The sequence below is a fragment of the Inquilinus sp. NPDC058860 genome (assembly GCF_042743185.1).
Classification (GTDB): Bacteria; Pseudomonadota; Alphaproteobacteria; order DSM-16000; family Inquilinaceae; genus Inquilinus.
In genome coordinates, this window is record NZ_JBHYMS010000002.1 from 32,501 (window position 1) to 50,344 (window position 17,844).

The 17,844-nt window shown below is 69.8% G+C and carries 21 protein-coding genes; 14 read left to right on the forward strand and 7 right to left on the reverse strand.

Annotated features, from left to right (window positions below; all coding sequences use genetic code 11):
- Nucleotides 1–16: 16 nt before the first annotated feature.
- On the reverse strand, nucleotides 17–1,036 hold the full coding sequence (locus tag ACFW16_RS01615; protein WP_380301190.1) for a putative 2-aminoethylphosphonate ABC transporter substrate-binding protein: 1,020 nt from the start codon (nucleotides 1,034–1,036) through the stop codon (nucleotides 17–19).
- Nucleotides 1,037–1,146: 110 nt separating this feature from the next.
- A complete protein-coding gene (gene phnX, locus ACFW16_RS01620) occupies nucleotides 1,147–1,977 on the reverse strand; it encodes a phosphonoacetaldehyde hydrolase (protein WP_380301192.1) in 831 nt (276 codons plus the stop codon).
- Between the two features lie 104 nt (nucleotides 1,978–2,081).
- Between phnX and ACFW16_RS01625 the strand changes: the two genes are divergently transcribed.
- Together ACFW16_RS01625 and ACFW16_RS01630 are read left to right on the forward strand one after the other, a co-directional pair.
- On the forward strand, nucleotides 2,082–2,261 hold the full coding sequence (locus ACFW16_RS01625) for a LysR family transcriptional regulator (protein WP_380301194.1): 180 nt from the start codon (nucleotides 2,082–2,084) through the stop codon (nucleotides 2,259–2,261).
- Nucleotides 2,222–2,983 carry a LysR substrate-binding domain-containing protein gene (locus ACFW16_RS01630; protein WP_380301196.1) on the forward strand — a complete coding sequence of 254 codons (762 nt, stop codon included), beginning with the start codon at nucleotides 2,222–2,224 and terminating at the stop codon, nucleotides 2,981–2,983. The genes ACFW16_RS01625 and ACFW16_RS01630 overlap by 40 nt, the downstream gene beginning before the upstream one ends.
- 2 nt (nucleotides 2,984–2,985) lie before the next feature.
- Here the strand turns inward: ACFW16_RS01630 and ACFW16_RS01635 are convergent, their stop codons facing one another.
- Both ACFW16_RS01635 and ACFW16_RS01640 read right to left on the reverse strand, forming a co-directional pair.
- Nucleotides 2,986–3,363, reverse strand: a complete 378-nt coding sequence (locus ACFW16_RS01635) for a YciI family protein (protein WP_380301198.1) — start codon at nucleotides 3,361–3,363, stop codon at nucleotides 2,986–2,988.
- Nucleotides 3,364–3,437: 74 nt separating this feature from the next.
- On the reverse strand, nucleotides 3,438–3,692 hold the full coding sequence (locus ACFW16_RS01640; protein ID WP_380301200.1) for a sulfurtransferase TusA family protein: 255 nt from the start codon (nucleotides 3,690–3,692) through the stop codon (nucleotides 3,438–3,440).
- Nucleotides 3,693–3,781: 89 nt separating this feature from the next.
- Between ACFW16_RS01640 and ACFW16_RS01645 the strand changes: the two genes are divergently transcribed.
- The 12 genes from ACFW16_RS01645 (at nucleotide 3,782) to ACFW16_RS01700 (ending at nucleotide 14,810) form a co-directional block, all read left to right on the forward strand.
- Nucleotides 3,782–4,192 (forward strand): MucR family transcriptional regulator, encoded by a 411-nt coding sequence (locus ACFW16_RS01645; protein WP_026873312.1) that lies wholly within the window; start codon nucleotides 3,782–3,784, stop codon nucleotides 4,190–4,192.
- Between the two features lie 189 nt (nucleotides 4,193–4,381).
- On the forward strand, nucleotides 4,382–5,218 hold the full coding sequence (locus tag ACFW16_RS01650) for a GNAT family N-acetyltransferase (protein WP_380301202.1): 837 nt from the start codon (nucleotides 4,382–4,384) through the stop codon (nucleotides 5,216–5,218).
- Nucleotides 5,219–5,226: 8 nt separating this feature from the next.
- On the forward strand, nucleotides 5,227–6,069 hold the full coding sequence (locus tag ACFW16_RS01655) for a lysophospholipid acyltransferase family protein (RefSeq protein ID WP_380301204.1): 843 nt from the start codon (nucleotides 5,227–5,229) through the stop codon (nucleotides 6,067–6,069).
- A gap of 279 nt (nucleotides 6,070–6,348) precedes the next feature.
- On the forward strand, nucleotides 6,349–7,665 hold the full coding sequence (gene miaB, locus ACFW16_RS01660) for a tRNA (N6-isopentenyl adenosine(37)-C2)-methylthiotransferase MiaB (RefSeq protein ID WP_380301615.1): 1,317 nt from the start codon (nucleotides 6,349–6,351) through the stop codon (nucleotides 7,663–7,665).
- 29 nt (nucleotides 7,666–7,694) lie between these two features.
- Nucleotides 7,695–8,696, forward strand: coding sequence for a PhoH family protein (locus ACFW16_RS01665; protein WP_380301617.1), 1,002 nt, complete (start codon nucleotides 7,695–7,697; stop codon nucleotides 8,694–8,696).
- The gene (gene ybeY / locus ACFW16_RS01670; protein ID WP_380301206.1) at nucleotides 8,693–9,232 is read left to right on the forward strand and encodes an rRNA maturation RNase YbeY; all 540 of its coding nucleotides are present in this window, start codon (nucleotides 8,693–8,695) and stop codon (nucleotides 9,230–9,232) included. The genes ACFW16_RS01665 and ybeY overlap by 4 nt, the downstream gene beginning before the upstream one ends.
- A gap of 4 nt (nucleotides 9,233–9,236) precedes the next feature.
- On the forward strand, nucleotides 9,237–10,142 hold the full coding sequence (locus tag ACFW16_RS01675) for a hemolysin family protein (RefSeq protein ID WP_380301208.1): 906 nt from the start codon (nucleotides 9,237–9,239) through the stop codon (nucleotides 10,140–10,142).
- Complete coding sequence (lnt, locus tag ACFW16_RS01680; RefSeq protein WP_380301210.1) at nucleotides 10,078–11,712, forward strand: apolipoprotein N-acyltransferase; 1,635 nt, start codon at nucleotides 10,078–10,080, stop codon at nucleotides 11,710–11,712. The genes ACFW16_RS01675 and lnt overlap by 65 nt, the downstream gene beginning before the upstream one ends.
- Nucleotides 11,713–11,914: 202 nt before the next feature.
- Nucleotides 11,915–12,319: a helix-turn-helix domain-containing protein gene (locus ACFW16_RS01685; protein WP_380301212.1), complete on the forward strand. Its 405-nt coding sequence runs from the start codon at nucleotides 11,915–11,917 to the stop codon at nucleotides 12,317–12,319.
- Nucleotides 12,320–12,424: 105 nt separating this feature from the next.
- Nucleotides 12,425–13,591 carry a methionine adenosyltransferase gene (metK, locus tag ACFW16_RS01690; RefSeq protein ID WP_380301214.1) on the forward strand — a complete coding sequence of 389 codons (1,167 nt, stop codon included), beginning with the start codon at nucleotides 12,425–12,427 and terminating at the stop codon, nucleotides 13,589–13,591.
- A gap of 4 nt (nucleotides 13,592–13,595) precedes the next feature.
- Nucleotides 13,596–14,303 carry a tRNA (guanine(46)-N(7))-methyltransferase TrmB gene (locus ACFW16_RS01695; protein ID WP_380301216.1) on the forward strand — a complete coding sequence of 236 codons (708 nt, stop codon included), beginning with the start codon at nucleotides 13,596–13,598 and terminating at the stop codon, nucleotides 14,301–14,303.
- Nucleotides 14,304–14,528: 225 nt separating this feature from the next.
- A complete protein-coding gene (locus tag ACFW16_RS01700) occupies nucleotides 14,529–14,810 on the forward strand; it encodes a helix-turn-helix domain-containing protein (protein ID WP_380301218.1) in 282 nt (93 codons plus the stop codon).
- Nucleotides 14,811–14,817: 7 nt separating this feature from the next.
- On the opposite strand, the gene ACFW16_RS01705 is transcribed toward ACFW16_RS01700, so the two are convergent.
- Genes ACFW16_RS01705 through ACFW16_RS01715 form a run of 3 tightly spaced genes read right to left on the reverse strand, consistent with a single transcriptional unit; the run spans nucleotide 14,818 to nucleotide 17,821 of the window.
- A complete protein-coding gene (locus ACFW16_RS01705) occupies nucleotides 14,818–15,630 on the reverse strand; it encodes a carbohydrate ABC transporter permease (protein ID WP_380301220.1) in 813 nt (270 codons plus the stop codon).
- Nucleotides 15,631–15,632: 2 nt separating this feature from the next.
- Nucleotides 15,633–16,580, reverse strand: coding sequence for a carbohydrate ABC transporter permease (locus ACFW16_RS01710; RefSeq protein WP_380301222.1), 948 nt, complete (start codon nucleotides 16,578–16,580; stop codon nucleotides 15,633–15,635).
- Nucleotides 16,577–17,821, reverse strand: a complete 1,245-nt coding sequence (locus ACFW16_RS01715; protein ID WP_380301224.1) for an ABC transporter substrate-binding protein — start codon at nucleotides 17,819–17,821, stop codon at nucleotides 16,577–16,579. Before ACFW16_RS01715 ends, ACFW16_RS01710 begins: the two co-directional genes overlap by 4 nt.
- Between the last annotated feature and the right edge of the window lie 23 nt (nucleotides 17,822–17,844).

Consider the following 17,844-nt stretch of genomic DNA (forward strand, 5'->3'; position numbering starts at 1 on the left):
ACCGGCCGCCGCCAGGTCAGCTCTTCGGTTCGGACTTGCCGTCGTAGCGGCGGCTCCATTCGGCCAGGATCCGGTCGCGGTTGGCGGCGGCCCAGGCGAAGTCGTTCTTGATCAGCCGCTGCTGCAGGTCGGCGGGCACATTCGCCAGCGGCTTGGCGTGGCCGGGCACGGCGGTGATGGCGTAGCTGCCGGCGTAGAGATCGTTGGCCGGGCCGGAGATCGCCCAGTCGACCAGCTTCTGCGCCGCCTCGGCATGTTTGGTGCCCTTGACCACCGACACCGCCTCCATGTCCCAGCCGAGGCCTTCGGACGGGAACACGATGTCGATCGGGGCGCCGTCCTCCTTGGTCTTGTTGGCCCGGTACTCGAAGGACAGGCCGATGGCGTATTCGCCGGCGCCGGCCTGGCGGCACGGCTTGGAGCCGGAATGGACGTAGCTGCCGATGTTCTCGTGCAGCTTGTCCATGAAGGCCCAGCCCTTCTCCTCGCCCATCAGCTGCAGCCAGGCCGAGACCATCAGGTAGCCGGTGCCGGACGAGGCCGGGTTCGGCATCACGATCTGGCCCTTGTAGGCCGGGTTGGTCAGGTCCTCCCAGCTCTTCGGCGCGGGCAGGCCCTTGGCCTCGGCCTCGGCGGTGTTGAAGCACAGGGCGGAGGCCCAGATGTCCATGCCGACCCAGGTCGGCTGCGGGCGCGGATCGCGAAAGGCCGGCGTCACCTGGTCGAGCCCGGCCGGGGCGTAGCCCTGCAGCATGCCCTGGCTGTCGAGCAGCATCAGCGAGGTGGCGGCCAGGCCCCAGACCACGTCGGCCTGCGGGTTGTCCTTCTCGGCCAGAAGCTTGGCGGTGATGATGCCGGTCGAATCCCGCACCCACTGGATCTCGACATCCGGGTTGGCGGCCTCGAACGCCGCCTCATAGGCCTTGAGCTGGTCGGCCTCGAGCGCGGTGTAGACGGTGATCTTCTCGGCGGCGACGGCGGGGGCCGCCAGCGCCAGCAGGCCGGCGACGCCGGCGAGCAGCACGGTGCGCTTCATCTCGTGAAACCCCTCTGTGAGAACCGGCCGGCGGCCGGTCGGTGATGACGGCGCGACGGGTCGCCCATGACGATCCACCGACACCGTTGCAATTTGACGAAGGTTCTATGTCAGGGCGTCTCGCCGGCGGCGATGCGGGCCTCGATCCGGTCGATCGCGGCCGGCACGTCGGCGATGCCGTCGACCACCTCATGCGCCCCGGCGGCCCGCAGCCGGTCGGAAGCGGCACGGCGCAGCTCCGCCTGCCGGTCCGCCGGCAGCGCCGTCCATTCCGCCGCGGTCAGCCCGACCTCGTTGCCGGTCACGGCCAGGGCGATGGTCCACATGCCGGCGTTCAGCCCCTCGGCGACGTCGACCACGGTGTCGCCGATCTTGACCGCGGCCTGGACCGGATGGAGGTCGAGCTCGATCAGCGCCTTCAGCGCCATCGCCGGGCCGGGGCGGCCGGACGGGGTCTCCCCGGCACAGACGATCACCTCCGGCGCATAGCCCTGCCGGGCGGCGGCCGGGATCACCACCTCCATCACCGGCCGCGGGAAGCCGGTGGTGGTGCCGATGCGGATGCCGCGGGCCTCGAGCGCCGCCATGGTCTCGACCGTGCCCGGGATCAGCACCGCGTGGCGCTCCACCGCCGCCACCTGCAGCGGCAGGAAACGGTCGTACAGCTCGTCGACGTCGGCCGCGATCGGCGCCCGGCCACGCACCCGTTGCCAGCAGGCCGCGATCTGCGGCATGTCGAGCAGGGCCCGGATGTGGTCCCATTTCGCGGTGCCCATCGGCAGCCGGGCGGTGGCCAGCGGCACCTCGACTCCGACCTTGGCGAAGGCGTCGACCAGCGAGGTGATCGGCGCCTGGCAGCCGAAATCGACGGTGGTGCCGGCCCAGTCGAAGATCGCGGCCCGGACCGGGCCGGCGTAGCGGCGGCGATAGGTGAAGCTCATGGTGGCCCTCCGCTGATGGGGATCCGCGTCGGCGGGATCGGATGGCCGGATTGAGCCAGAAGAGTTATTATTGATCCAATTCATATTCTCCATGTGGTTTATTGATGGGCTCAACGTTCAACGTCCAGCTGCGCGCCTTCCATGCGGTGGCGACCGAAGGCAGCTTCACCAAGGCGGCGCGGTCGATCGGCGTGTCGCAATCGACCCTGCGATCGAGGTCAAGGCGCTGGAGCAACGTTACGGCGTGCAGCTGTTCCGCCGCTCCGGCCGAACGATCGAGCTGACCCTGCTGGGCGCCGAGCTGCTGACCTACACCAACCGCGCCTTCGCCGCGCAGCAGGAGGCGGCGGAGCTGCTGCAGGGCACCAGCCGGGTGCCGACCGGCACGCTGCGCCTGGGCGCGGACGGGCCGTTCCACGCCATGCCGCTGATCGCCACCTTCAGCGCCCGGCACCGCGGCGCGCGGATCCGGATGACGGTCGGCAACGCCCAGCGGGTGCTGGCCGCGCTGATCGACATCCGCCTCGACATCGCCGTGCTGGCGCGGGTGCCGGGCGACCCGCAGCTGCATGCGGTGCCGCTGTGGCACGACCCGGTGCATGTGCTGCTGCCGCGCGACCATCCGCTGGCCCGGCTGCGCACCGTGCCGGCATCGCTGATCGCGCAGGAGCGGCTGGTGATGCGCGAGGCCGGGTCGATGACGCGGGAGACGGTGGAGCGTGCCTTCGCCGCGGTCGACCTGCCGCTGACGCCGTGGATGGAGGTGGAGGGGCGGGAGGCGTCGCGCGAGGCGATCGCCGCCGGCCTGGGCATCGGCTTCATGTCGGCGGGCGAGCTGACGCCGGACCCGCGCCTGGCCAGCCGCCCGATCGGCGGCTGCCGGGTGGAGATGGACGAGTATGTGGTGTGCCTGCGCGAGCGCCAGCGCCTGGCCATCGTCCGCGCCTTCCTCGACATCGCCGCCGAGGCCAGCCGGGCGCGGCGCGCGGTGGCCGCGCCCGGGTAGGGTCAGCCCTGCTGGCTGAAATCCGGCGGAGGCGTGCTGAAATCGACCAGCGGCCGCACCTCGACGAAGCCGATCCGGGCCAGGGGGTGCGTGGCGGCGACCTGCGCCGCCTCGTCGACGTCCCGCGCCTCGATCACCACGAAGCCGCCGAGGATCTCCTTGGTCTCCATGAACGGCCCGTCGACCGCCGAGATCCTGCCCTCGCGCACCTTCACCGTGCGGGCGCCGTCGGGCAGCTCCAGCGCCTCGCCGGCCACGAAATGGCCGCTGGCCTTCAGCACCTCGTCATGGGTGGCGCATTGCTCGAGCGCCACATTGGCCTCGGGGCTGCCGCCGAACAGCGTCTGCGGATCGTAGTAGATGAGGCAGGCATAGCGCATGACGGGTTCCTTCTGCTTGCGCCGCGAATGCCCCTTGTCGCCCGGCGCCGCCCGGATTCGACAACCGCCCGCGGTCAGCCCTTCGGGCCGCGCTCGATCCGCACCAGCCAGCGGGTCCGGCCGGCATCCTCGGGCTCCACCGACAGCACGCGATGGCCGCTTTCCGTCGCCGAACGCGGAACATTGATCAGCGGCTCACCCGCATTCAGCCGTATTTCCGCCACTTCGCCGGGCTTCATATCTTCCAGCAGCAGCTTGGTTTTGACGAAAGTGAAAGGGCAGACTTCCGCCGTTACATCGAGAGTCCGGACCGGTGGCTCATTGCTCATGACGCTTTCTCGATTTTCATGTCGATTCGTGTTGCAGTCCAGTAGTGGGCGACTTATATAGCCAACAATCGTGCCGCGGGAGTGTGAACATGAGCAATGAAACGCCGTCCAACGATTTGATGAACCTTACGACCCAAATCGTCGCGGCACACGTAGGAAACAATACCGTTGCGATCTCGGACCTGCCGGGCCTGATCGAGCAAGTCTATCGTGCGCTGAACGGCCTCGGAACTGAACCGACTCCGGTCGCGGAAAAGCCGCAGCCGGCGGTTCCCATCAAGAAGTCGGTCACGCCGGACTACATCATCTGTCTCGAGGACGGCAAGCAGCTGAAGATGCTGAAGCGTCATCTGAAGACGGCCTACAACATGACCCCGGACGAGTATCGCGAGCGCTGGGGCCTGCCGGCCGACTATCCGATGGTGGCGCCGAACTACGCCAAGCAGCGCAGCAAGCTGGCCAAGCAGATCGGCCTCGGCACCCGCGCCCGGCGGGACTGACCCCGAATCGCGGCGGTCCGCCACCCGGCGGGCCGCCCGGTTCCGGCCAGGGCAAGGGGCCGGCGGTCGCGCCCGCGAAATCAGCGCACATTTGTAACCGTTCTGCTTTATAATTGGGCGAGCGCCTTGTGCGGTGACATGAGAATCGCCGCGCGGCGCCTCGGGAGAATTGGAGCGGACGGACGCAGCATGGCAGTCACAACCTTCGTCGATGACCACGGATTCAGCCTGCGCGCAGGCAATCTCGAGGTCCGGCTGGCCGAGACGGAGGAGGAGATTTGGGCGGCCCAGGAGCTGCGCTATGCCGTCTTCTATCAGGAGATGGCGGCCCAGCCCTCGGCCGAGATGGCGGCGGCCCGCCGCGACTTCGACGCCTATGACGATGTCGCTCATCATCTTCTGGTGATCGACCACGCGCGCGGCAAGGGGCCCCAGGGCGTGGTCGGCACCTACCGGCTGATCCAGCGCGACGGGGCGGCGAAGATCGGCGCCTTCTACTCCGCCAGCGAATACGACATCGCCAAGATCGAGGCCCATCCCGGCCAGATCCTGGAGCTCGGGCGGTCCTGCGTCGCCGGCCCCTATCGCTCCGGCGGCACCATGCAGCTGCTGTGGCGCGGCATCGCCGCCTATCTGTTCCAGCATGACATCGAGATCATGTTCGGCTGCGCCAGCCTGCCGGGGACCGACCCCGACGCGCTGAAGCTGCCGCTGTCCTACCTGTATCACTATCATCTGGCGCCGCCGGCGCTGCGGCCCAAGGCCCTGCCCGAGCGGTATACCGACATGCGCCTGCTGCCGCTGGCGCAGATCGACCAGCGCGAGGCGATCGCGGCCCTGCCGCCGCTGATCAAGGGTTATCTGCGCCTCGGCGGCCATGTCGGCGACGGCGCGGTGATCGACCAGCAGTTCGGCACCACCGACGTGGCCATCATCGTCAAGACCGACCTGGTGACCGAGAAATACTTCAAGCATTACGAGCGGAAGCGCGACCAGGGACCGGTCCTGGCCTTTCGCAAGGACTGACCGGCGCGATGGCGGGCATCCGTCTCGGGTCGAAGCTCCGGGCGGTGGCCCGGCTCGCCGTCTATGTGCCCTGGACCGTCATGCTGATGCCGGTGCAGGCCCTGGCCGTGCGCTTCGGCTGGCGGCTGCAGACCAGCCTGCCGGTGTTCTACCACCGCACCTGCTGCCGGATCCTCGGCCTCGACGTCGAGACCCGCGGCACGATGTCGACCGCGGCGCCGACGCTGTTCGTGTCGAACCACCTGTCCTATCTCGACATCGAAGTTCTGGGATCGCTGATCCCCGGCAGCTTCGTCGCCAAGACCGAGGTCGGCACCTGGCCGTTCTTCGGCGCCCTGGCGCGGCTGCAGCGCACCGTCTTCGTGGACCGCAACCGGCGGGGGGCGGCCGATGTGCAACGCGACAGCCTGCAGGCGCGGCTCGAGGCCGGCGACAACCTGGTGCTGTTCCCCGAGGGCACGTCGAGCGACGGCAACCGCACCCTGCCGTTCAAGAGCGCGCTGTTCGCCGCCGCCGGGCTGCGCATCGACGGCCGGCCGCTGACGGTGCAGCCGGTGTCGCTGGCCTGCACCACGCTGGACGGCATTCCGCTGGGCCGCCGCCTGCGCCCGATCTACGCTTGGTACGGCGATATGGACCTGGTGCCTCACCTCTGGAACGTGGTGAAGCAGGGACATCTCATGATCACCGTGATCTTCCACCCGCCGGTGACGCTGGAGGATGTGCGGTCCCGCAAGGCCCTGGCGGACCATTGCTGGCGCGCCATCGCCAGCGGCGTCTCCGACGCCAATGCCGGCCGGCTGCGGGACGCGGCGGACGACGACATGGCCGATCAGCGCCGCGCCGCATGACAGACCTTTTGGAAATGCGCTGGCGTGAGTCGGCTGGCGGTGGTTTCGAGAACCGGCGCGCAGCGGACGTTTGGGTCCGTGAGCACCGGAAGCGCAGAAACCGCCGTCAGACGGCCGCGCCAGGTGCGTTTCCAAAAGGTCTGTGAGGCAACGCTTGATTTTCGACGGCACCGCCGTGATCTATCATCGCAACTCCATCGAGACCCGGACCGGATCGGACCCGCGCGCGTGAAGACCGCAGCCAGCAAGAAGTTGTTCATCAAGACCTGGGGCTGCCAGATGAACGTCTACGACAGCGGTCGGATGGCGGACATCCTGGCCCCGCTGGGCTATGCCATGACGGACGGTCCGGAGGGGGCCGACATGGTCATCCTCAACACCTGCCACATCCGCGAGAAGGCGACGGAGAAGGTGTTCTCCGATCTCGGCCGGCTGCGCCCGTTGAAGGAGGCGAAGGCCGGGGACGAGCCGATGATCGTCGCCGTCGCCGGCTGCGTCGCCCAGGCCGAGGGCGAGGAGATCGCGCACCGCGCCCCGTGGGTCGACATGGTGTTCGGGCCGCAGACCTACCACCAGCTGCCGGAGATGGTGGCCCGCGCCCACCGCCAGGCCGGCCGGCCGCTGGTCAACACCGACTTCCCGGTCGAGAGCAAGTTCGACCATCTGCCCGGCGAGCAGGCGGTGCAGGGCGCCTCGGCCTTCCTGTCGGTGCAGGAGGGCTGCGACAAGTTCTGCACCTTCTGCGTCGTGCCCTACACCCGCGGCGCCGAATACTCGCGGGATGTCGCCGGCATCCTGGGCGAGGCACGGCGCCTGGTCGGGCTCGGCGCCCGCGAGATCACCCTTCTGGGCCAGAACGTCAACGCCTTCCACGGCGACGGGCCGGACGGGACCGTCTGGGGTCTGGGCCGGCTGATCCGCGCCCTGGCCGAGATCGACGGCCTGGACCGCATCCGCTACACCACCAGCCATCCGCGCGACGTCGACGACGAGCTGGTGGCGGCGCATCGCGACGTGCCGCAGCTGATGCCGTTCCTGCACCTGCCGGTGCAGAGCGGGTCGGACCGCATCCTGGCGGCGATGAACCGCAAGCACGACGCCGACGCGTACCGCCGGACCGTCGACCGGCTGCGCGCGGCACGGCCGGACCTGGCGCTGTCCTCCGACTTCATCGTCGGCTTCCCGGGCGAGACCGACCGCGACTTCGCCGACACGCTGCGGCTGGTCACCGAGATCGGCTTCGCCCAGGCCTACAGCTTCAAGTACAGCGCCCGGCCCGGCACCCCGGCCGCGGCGCTGGAGGACCAGCTGCCCGAGGCGGCGAAGGATGGGCGGCTGCAGGCGCTGCAGCAGCTGCTGTGGGAACAGCAGGCCGCCTTCAACCAGAGCATGGCCGGCCGGGTGGTGCCGGTGCTGCTGGACCGCCAGGGGCGCCGGCCGGGCCAGCTGCACGGCCGCAGCCCGTGGATGCAGTCGGTGCATCTCGACGCGCCGGCCCGGCTGCTCGGCACCGTCCAGCCCGTCCGCATCACCGAAGGCAAGCTGCTGAGCCTGACCGGCACCGCGGTGCTGGCGGATGCGGAGCAGGCGGCGTGACCGCCCGCGGCCCCGATGGCCCGGGCGTGATGCCGGCCCGGTCGAAGCCCGCCGCCCAGCGCGCCGATATCAGCTTCGACGACAACCGGCTGCTGCCGCTGCTGTACGGCGAGCACGACACGCATCTCCTGCGGATCGAGCACCAGCTCGGGGCGTCGCTGGCCTCGCGCGGCAACACCGTGACCCTCAAGGGCCCGGCCGAGGCGGTGGAGCAGGCGCGGCTGGTGCTGGAGACGCTGTGGCAGCGCCTGTCCCAGGGCCAGGGCGTCACCGGCGCCGATATCGACGGCGTGATCCGGCTGGTGCGCGACGCGCCCGCCGCCGACGGGGCGCCGCTGCGCGCGCTGCTGAAATCCGACGCCGCCATCGTCACCCGGCGCAAGCGGATCGGCCCGCGCTCGCCGACCCAGGCGGAGTACATCGAGGCGCTGGCCCAGAGCGAGATGGTGTTCGGCGTCGGCCCGGCCGGTACCGGCAAGACCTATCTCGCCGTCGCCCAGGCGGTGTCGATGCTGATCGCCGGCCGGGTCGACCGCATCGTGCTGTCGCGACCGGCGGTCGAGGCCGGGGAGCGGCTGGGCTTCCTGCCCGGCGACATGAAGGAGAAGGTCGATCCCTATCTCCGCCCGCTCTACGACGCCCTCTACGATCTGCTGCCGGCCGAGCAGGTGGCCAAGAACATGGAGACCGGCGTGATCGAGATCGCGCCGCTGGCCTTCATGCGCGGCCGCACCCTGGCCCATGCCTTCGTCATCCTGGACGAGGCGCAGAACACCACGGTGATGCAGATGCGCATGGCCCTGACCCGGATGGGCGAGGCCAGCCGCATGGTCGTCACCGGCGACATCAGCCAGGTCGACCTGCCACGCGGCGAGAGATCCGGCCTGGTCGACGCGCTGGAGATCCTGGACGGGGTCGAGGGCATCCGTGTCGTCCGCTTCAACGACCGCGACGTGGTGCGCCACCCGCTGGTCGCGCGCATCGTGCGCGCCTACGAGGCGGCGGACCGCGCCCGGAAGCCGAAGCCATGATCGACCTCGCCGTCAGCGTCGACGCGCCCGGCTGGTCGGCGCTGGGCCCCGACTTCGCCGACGAGGATGCCCTTGCCGCCGCCATCGAGCCTCTGGTCGAGGCCACGGTCGCCGCCGGGGCGGGCCCGGGCGTCGCGATCGAGCCCGGCCGCCCGGCCGAGCTGTCGATCGTGTTCGCCGACGACGCCACGGTGCAGCGGCTGAACCGCGACTATCGCGGCAAGGACGCGCCGACCAATGTGCTGTCCTTCGCTTTGACCGAGGCGGAGGAGCCGGTTGTCTTTGAGTCAGGGGGGCCCGCCGCCCCGCTGGTGCTGGGCGACGTCGTGCTGGCGCTCGAGACGGTGCTGGCCGAAGCCGAACGCGACCGCAAGGCCCCTGCGGACCATGCCCGCCATCTGGTGGTCCATGGTATCCTGCACCTGCTGGGCCATGACCACATGACCGATGACGAGGCCGAGGCGATGGAGCGGGTCGAGACCGCTGTCCTCGCCCGCTTCGGCATCGCCGACCCCTATTCCGACCCACCTGCCTGAGGCCATGTCCGACACATCTTCCGGTCGACCTTCCCGCTCCTCCGACGCCAACCCGCTGCGCAGCTGGCTGCGAGGCCTGTTGCGCGGCAAGAGCGAGGAGGACTGGCGCGAGACCATCGAGGAGCTGATCGAGGACGGCGACGAGGGCGAGGACGAGGCCTCGATCGCCCGGCACGAGCGCATGCTGCTGGGCAACATCCTGCGGCTGCGCGACCGCAGCGCCATCGATGTGATGGTGCCGCGGGCCGACATCGTCGGGGTCGAGGTCGACACGCCCCTGCCCGGCGTGCTCGATATCCTGGCGCGCGAGGCGCACAGCCGGATGCCGGTCTATCGCGACAACCTGGATGACGCGCTGGGCATGATCCATGTCAAGGACGTGGTGGCGGCGCTGAGCCGGACCCGGGCCGGCGATGTCGACGCACCGAAGTCGCTGACCGAGATCCTGCGCCCGGTCCAGATCGTCGCACCGTCGATGCCGGTGCTCGACCTCCTGCTGCAGATGCGCGAGAAGCGCCAGCACATGGCGCTGGTGATCGACGAGTTCGGCGGCATCGACGGGCTGATCACGATCGAGGATCTGGTCGAGGAGATCGTCGGCGAGATCGAGGACGAGCACGACATCGACGAGCCGCCGCAGCTGGTCGAGAAGCCGGACGGCACGTTGATCGCCGACGCCCGGCTGCCGATCGAGGCCTTCGAGGCCAAGGTCGGCACGGTGCTGGAGGAGGATGAGCGCGACGACATCGACACGCTCGGCGGCCTCGTCTTCGCGCTCGCCGGCCGGATCCCGGCGCGGGGCGAGCTGTTGACCCACCCCAAGGGATTCGAGTTCGAGGTGATCGATGCCGATCCGCGCCGGATCAAACGCCTCCGCATCCGCCGCAAGGACGGCGCCGACGCTGCGTGAGGCGGCCGGGCCGCTGCCCGGCCATGGTATCGAACGCCTCGCCGCCCGCATCGCGGCCTTGAGCCGCTGGCGCCGCTTCGGCGCCGCCATCGGCCTCGGTGTCCTGGCCAGCCTGTCGGTGCCGCCGCTCTACGCCGCGCCGCTGCTGTGGCTGGCCTTTCCCGGCCTGTTCTGGCTGCTGGCCGGCGCCCGCAGCGGCCTGTCCGCTTTCCTGACCGGCTGGGCCTTCGGCTTCGGCTTCTTCGTGCCCGGGCTGTACTGGGTGTCCTGGGCGCTGACCGTCGATCCGCGCTTCTTCTGGATGATCCCCTTCGCCATGGCCGGGCTGCCGGCGCTGCTGGGGATCTTCACCGGCCTCGCCGGGCTCGGCTTCCATGGGCTGCGCCGCGCCGGCTGGGGCGGCCCGCTGGCCCTGGCCGTCGCCTGGGGCTTGGCGGAATGGCTGCGCGGCCATGTCCTGACCGGCTTCCCCTGGAACCTGGTCGGCTACGCCTGGGTCGGATGGCTGCCGGTGCTGCAGGGCGTCTCGGTGATCGGCATCTACGGGCTGAGCGTCCTGACCGTGGCCGCCGCCACCCTGCCGGCGACGCTGGCCGGGCCGCGGCGCACCGGCTTGGCCGCCACGGCCGCCGGCATCGCCCTGTTCCTGGCGATCGCCGGCTGGGGCGCATTGCGGCTGGCCGGCGAGAGCAGCGTTACCCCCGTCTCCGGCGTCATTCTGCGCCTGGTGCAGCCGAACATCTCCCAGGCCGACAAATGGTCCGGCGACAAGCGGATCGAGAACTTCAACAAGCAGCTGGCGATGTCGGCCGCGCCGGGGATCGAGCATGTCACCGCGGTGATCTGGTCCGAGACCGCGGTGCCCTTCACCCTGTCCTGGGAGCCGGAGGCGCAGAAGGCGCTCGGCGCGATCCTGCCGCCCGGCGCCCTGGCCCTGGTCGGCGCCACCCGGGCCACGCCCTATGGCACCGAGCCGCTCGAGGCCTGGAACAGCGTCTATGCGGTCGACCGCGCCGGCACCGTGCTCGCCACCTACGACAAGGCGCATCTGGTGCCGTTCGGCGAATACGTGCCGCTGCGCGGCCTGCTGGCGCCCTTCGGCATCGAGAAGATCACCGCCGGGTCGGTCGACTTCTCGCCCGGGCCGGGGCCGCGCACCATCGACCTGCCCGGCCTGCCGCCGGTCAGCCCGCTGATCTGCTACGAGGCGATCTTCCCCGGCGCCGTGCTGGACCCCGCCGGCAAGCGGCCAGGCTGGCTGCTGAACGTCACCAATGACGGCTGGTACGGCATGACCAGCGGCCCGTACCAGCATTTCGCCATCGCCCGGACCCGTGCGGTGGAGGAGGGGCTGCCGCTGGTGCGCGCCGCCAACACCGGCATCAGCGGCGTGGTCGACGCCTATGGCCGGATCAGGGGCGAGATCGCTTTGGGCGAGGCCGGCATCCTCGACGCCCACCTACCGGCAGCGCTGCCGGAGACGCCCTATGCCCGGTGGGGCGAGGCCGGATTCTGGCTGCTGCTGCTTCTGGGGCTGCTGGCCGGCCGAATGGGGCGTCCAGTGCGATAGGCCGTGCCGCCGAGGCCCGAAGCTCGGACGATTTCCGCCGGACTGCCTTGAAGTTGCCTGGGTTGGCGCATTAGGATGCGCGCCTCGCGAAATGATCGCACCCGGCCCCTTGCGAATTGCTGCGGAGTGATGTGTGGCCGCATCCGATGCACCGAAACGGCCCCGCGGTCGTCCTCGGAATGACGAACCCAGCCCGCTCGACGTGTATATCGGCGGCCGCATCCGACTGCGGCGAACCCTTCTGGGGTACAGCCAGGCCAAGCTGGCGACGGCGATCGGCCTGACCTTCCAGCAGATCCAGAAATACGAGCACGGCTCGAACCGCATCGGCGCCAGCCGCCTGCACCAGCTGAGCCGGGTGCTGGAGGTGCCGGTCGACTTCTTCTTCGAGGATGCGCCCCCGGTCGACGGGCTGCCGGCGGCCGGCCTGGCCGAGGAGGCCGAGCCCTACGACGCCGGGCCCGACCCGATGCAGCGGCGTGAGACGCTGGAGCTGATCCGCGCCTATTACCGGGTCGAGGACCAGGCGACCCGGCGGCGCGTCCTGGACCTGCTCAAGGCCATGTCGGGGACCCGCGCCGAGGAGGGCGGCACCGACGCCGGCTGACTCCCGAACGGCACCGTACTTGACCGCGCCTCCGACCCTTGCGAAAAAGCTCGGTCGCCGCCGCACGACGTTTTCCACCATTCCCAGCGCAGCCAGGGGTTCGACGTGGCCAAAGGCAACTACATCTTCACCAGCGAATCGGTCTCGGAAGGACACCCCGACAAGGTTTGCGATCGGATTTCCGATTCCATCGTCGATCTCTATCTCGGCGCCGATCCCGAAGCCCGGGTGGCGGTCGAGACCCTGGCCACCACCAACCGGGTGGTGATCGCCGGCGAGGTCCGCGGCCCGGCCTCGATCACCCCCGACATGCTGGAGAGCACGGCCCGCCAGGCGGTACGCGACATCGGCTACGAGCAGGACGGCTTCCACTGGCGCAATGCCCAGGTCGACGTGCTGGTGCACCAGCAGTCGGCCGACATCGCCGTCGGCGTCGATGCCGCCGGCAACAAGGACGAGGGCGCGGGCGACCAGGGCATCATGTTCGGCTATGCCTGCCGCGAGACCGAGGCGCTGATGCCGGCGCCGATCCAGTTCTCGCACCAGATCCTGAAGAGCCTCGCCGACGCCCGCCATTCCGGCAAGGCGCCGCAGTTCGGCCCCGACGCCAAGGCGCAGGTCTCGCTGCGCTACGAGAACGGCCGCCCGGTCGCCGCCACCTCGGTGGTGGTCTCGACCCAGCACGCCGACGGCCTGGACCAGGCCGAGGTGCGCGAGATCGTCCGCCCCTATGTGCTGTCGGTTCTGCCCGAGGGCTGGATGTGCGACGAGCCGCATTTCTACGTCAACCCGACCGGCCGCTTCGTCATCGGCGGTCCGGACGGCGATGCCGGCCTGACCGGCCGCAAGATCATCGTCGACACCTATGGCGGCGCGGCCCCGCATGGCGGCGGCGCCTTCTCCGGCAAGGACCCGACCAAGGTCGACCGCTCGGCCGCCTATGCCGCGCGCTACCTGGCCAAGAACGTGGTCGCGGCCGAGCTGGCCGAGCGCTGCGTGATCCAGCTCAGCTACGCCATCGGCGTGGCCCATCCGCTGTCGGTCTACATCGACACCCAGGGCACCGGCCGGGTCGACGAGGACAAGCTGTCCGACGTGCTGCAGCAGCTGGTCAATCTCAGCCCGCGCGGCATCCGCACCCATCTCGGCCTGAACCGGCCGATCTACGCCCGCACCTCCTCCTACGGCCATTTCGGCCGCACGCCGGAGGCTGATGGCGGCTTCTCCTGGGAGCGGACCGACCTGGTGGACGACCTGCGCGGCGCGTTCTGATCCAATGACCGAACCGGACGGCGGCGCCGAAAAGCGCCGCCACTTCCACGGCCGGCGCCATGGGCGAAAGCTCCGCGCCGGCCGCGCTGCTTTGATCGACACGCTGCTGCCGCGGCTGACGGTGGCGCTGCCCGAGCACGGCGGCGCGCTGGACCCGGCCACGCTGTTCCCGCGCCCGCCGCGCGAGCTGTGGGTCGAGATCGGCTTCGGCGCCGGCGAGCATCTGGCCTGGCAGGCGGCGCACCGCCCCGATGTCGGCTTCATCGGCTGCGAGCCCTTCATCAACGGCATGGCGACGCTGCTGGCGGCGGTGGAGCGCGACGGCCTGGACATGGTCCGGCTCTGGCCGGACGACGCGCGGCCGCTCTTGGACCGGCTGCCGGACGGCTCGGTCGGCCGTCTCTTCCTGCTGTTCGCCGACCCCTGGCCGAAGCTGCGCCACCACAACCGCCGCTTCATCCAGGACGACACCGTGGCCGACCTGGCCCGGCTGCTGAAGGACGGCGGCGAGCTGCGCATCGCCACCGACGACGCGCCGCTGCTCGACTGGTCGCTGGAGCGCGTCCGCCGCAACCCGGCCTTCGCCTGGACCGCCGAGGGTCCGGCCGACTGGCGCGAGCGGACGGCCGATTGGCCGCCGACCCGCTACGAGGAGAAGGCCCTGCACGGCCGGCCCTACTACCTGCGCTTCCGCCGCCGGCCGCGGGGATAGCGGCACTGCATCAGCGAACGCGACTCATACCAGCGGCCTGAACTATAGACCTGTCATGGCGAGCCCCAAGGGGCGTGGCCATCCAGCGGCACCGGCCCCTGGATGGCCACGGCGCTGCGCGCCTCGCCATGACGATGGAGAGCCTGAGAGTCGAACTCGAAGATTCGGATATAGTGGTATCGAACTGGCCCAGTCGCGCTTCACCGATCTTGTGCGAGGTGCCCGATGACCGAGTTCGAGACCTTCGACAGCGTGTGGGACGCCATCGCCGACACGCCCGAGGAAGCGGCCAATCTGCGGACCCGCGCGGAACTGATGATGAAGATCGCCGAGATCCTCAAAGAAAAGGGCTGGACGCAGGCCGAAGCGGCGACGCATTGCGGCGTGACCCAGCCGCGGATCAACGATCTGCTGCGCGGGCGCGTTTCGCGCTTCTCCCTGGATGCCCTGGTGAACATCGCGACCGCCCTCGGCCGCCGCGTTCATGTCGAGCTGGACGCCGCGTAGCCGGCGGCTACTCCTTGGTCGCTCCCGCCATCATGCCGCTCATGAAGAAGCGCTGCAGGGCGATGAACAGCGCCAGGATCGGCAGGCTGGACAGCACCGCCATGGCCAGGAGGCGCGGCCAGTCGATATCCCACTGGCCGACGTAGTTGGCCAGCGCCAGCTGCACGGTCCAGCGCGACTGGTCGTTCACCACCAGGAACGGCCACAGATAGTCGTTCCAGCGCCAGACGAAGGTGAAGGCGGCCAGCGTGGCGATCGCCGGCTTGCACAGCGGCACCACGATGCGCCACAGGATGCGCCATTCGCTGGTGCCGTCGATCCGCGCCGCCTCCAGGAGGCTGTCCGGGATGCCGCGCATGTATTGCCGCATCAGGAACACGCCGGTCGGCGTCGCCGCGGGCGGGATGATCAGCCCCCACAGGCTGTCCAGGAGGCCGAGCCCCTTCAGCACCATGAACATCGGGATCAGCACGACCTGCAGCGGGATCATCATGGTCGCCATGATCAGCATGAAGCACAGCCCGTCGCCCGGGAACCGGTACTTCGACAGGGCGAAGCCGGCCATGATGCTGATCACCACCGACAGGATGCTGGACCCGACCGCGACCACGGCGGAGTTGGCGAAGAACAGGTCGAAGCGCGCGGCGCCGAGGGCGCTGGCGAAATTGTCGAGCGTCCAGTGCTGCGGCAGCAGCGTCGGCGGCCAGGCGAAGATCTCCATCGGCGGCTTCAGCGAGCTCGCCGCGATCCACAGCGGCGGGAACAGGAAGAACAGCAGGACCAGGGTGACGAGGCCGCCCCTGAGGCTTTTCGCGCCCATGCTCAGCGCTCCTTCGCCATGCGCAGCTGCAGCACCGTCAGCGCCATCAGGATGGCGAACAGCGCCATCGACTGGGCGGCGGCGAAGCCGGCCGAGGCCGGCTTGGTGAAGCCGGTCTCGTAGATCGCCTGGATCAGGTAGACCGTCGCCCGGCCGGGGCCGCCATGGGTCAGCGACACCACCACTTCATAGACCTTGAAGGCCTCGACCGAGGCGAGGACCAGGGCGATCAGCATGGTCGGGCGCAACAGGGGCAGGGTGATGCGGCGGAACATCCGCCAGGGCGACGCGGCGTCGATCGCCGCCGCCTCGTAATAGTCGCCGGGGATCATCATCAGCCCGGCGATGAAGATCATCATGTAGAAGCCGGCATTGGCCCAGACCCAGACGAAGACCAGCGCCGCCTGGGCCAGCAGCTCGTTCTCCAGCCACGGCACCGGGGCGATGCCGGCAAGATCGAGCACGAAGTTGATCAGGCCCGAGTTGTAGCCGAGCAGCCACTTCCAGACGATGCCGACGATCAAGAGGCTGGTCATGTAGGGGAAGAACACCACGGCGCGGATCGCGCCGACGCCGCGGAACGGGCGGGCCAGCAGCAGGGCGAGGGCGAGCGACACCGCGATCACCAGCGGCACCGCCACGCAGACGAAGCCGACCGTCTTGATCAGCGTGCCGGTGAATTCCGGGTCGCTCGCCAGCGCCAGGTAGTTGTCGAGCCCGACGAAGACCGGATGCGTGGCGGGCGCGCGCGGCGCCACCACCAGTCCGCGCTTGAAGAAGGAGGTCCAGAAGCCCTGGACCAGCGGGAACAGCGTGAAGACGGCGAGAAGCAGCAGCGTCGGCGCGACCAGCGCATAGGGGAACAGCCGCGCCCCCAGCCCGCGGCCCGCCGCGCCGTCCCGGTCGGGGCGCGCCGCGCCCCGACCCGCCGTCCCAAGCAGACTGGTCATTGCTCAGCCTTCAACGAGTCCTCGGCGGCCTTGGCGATGATGTCCATCGCCTGGGCCGATGTGATCTGCCCGGCCACGCGCTGGATCACCGCCTGCTTGATCGGGTCCCAGACATACTGCATCGCCGGGTTGCCCTGGTCGGTGCCGGCATAGAGCGGGCTGTCGGCCAGCTCCTTCTGCAGCGCCGCCAGCGCGGCGCTGGCCCTGGCGTCGCCGTAGTCGACCGGGCCGGTCTTCAGGCTGGCCGGGATCATCATCAGCGGCGCCGCATATTTGGCCTGCACCTCCGGCGTCGAGAACCAGCGCAGCACCTCGAGCGCCTCGTCGACATGCTCGCCGGTGTTGAAGGCGATGATGTAGTCGCCGCCGACCACGCTGGAAGCCACCTCGCCATGCGGCGTCGGCCCGGCCTGCCAGGCGAAGCCGGCATCCGTCACCAGGCTGCTGATCTGCCAGCTGCCCGACATCCAGGCCACCGCCTGGCCGTGCAGGAACAGCTGCTTCGGGTTGTCGGCGCTGGACCCCTTCCACAGCCCCGGCGGCATGTGGGTCTCGGTGATCTTGACGAAGTCGTCGAGGATCTGGGCGCCGCGCGCCGTGTCCAGCACCACCTTGTAGGGCGGCGCCTCGCTGAAGACGTGCTGGCCGTTGTGGTAGAGATAGGTGATCCAGCGGCTGGCCGAGACATCCCAGACCAGCGGGTAGCGGATTCCCGCCTTCTCCGACACCGCCTTGGTCGCGGCCAGGAACTCGTCCCAGGTCCAGCCCTTGGCCGGGTCGGGGATCGCCACCCCCGCCTTCCGGAAGGCGTCGGCGTTGAGGAAGATGCCGGTGGCGGTGACATCGAGCGGCGCCGCGATGATCTGGTCGCCCAGCTGCGCGCCGGTGGCCCAGGCCTGCACGAACTGGTCGAGATAATCCTTGCCGAAATCCGGCGCGAGGTCGGTCAGGAAGGGCCGGATCACCGGCCGCATGCTGGTGGTCTTGGCGAGGTCCGGCGCGGTGCCGGAGGCCGCGCCCTGGGCCAGCTTCTGGTCGTAGCCGTCATAGGGGACGAGCTGCAGCTTGAAGGTGGTGTCGGGGTGCTGCGCCGTGTATTCGGCCAGGAGGCTGCGCAGCACCTGCTCCTCCTTGTCGCTGTTGGTGGTCCACATCACCGTCAGCTCCGCCGCCATGGCCGAGCCGGCCATGGCCGTGAGCGCGGCGCCGACCAGAAGCGCGGTGCGGATGGGTCGCGTCATCTCGATTGCCTCCCGTTGCGGCC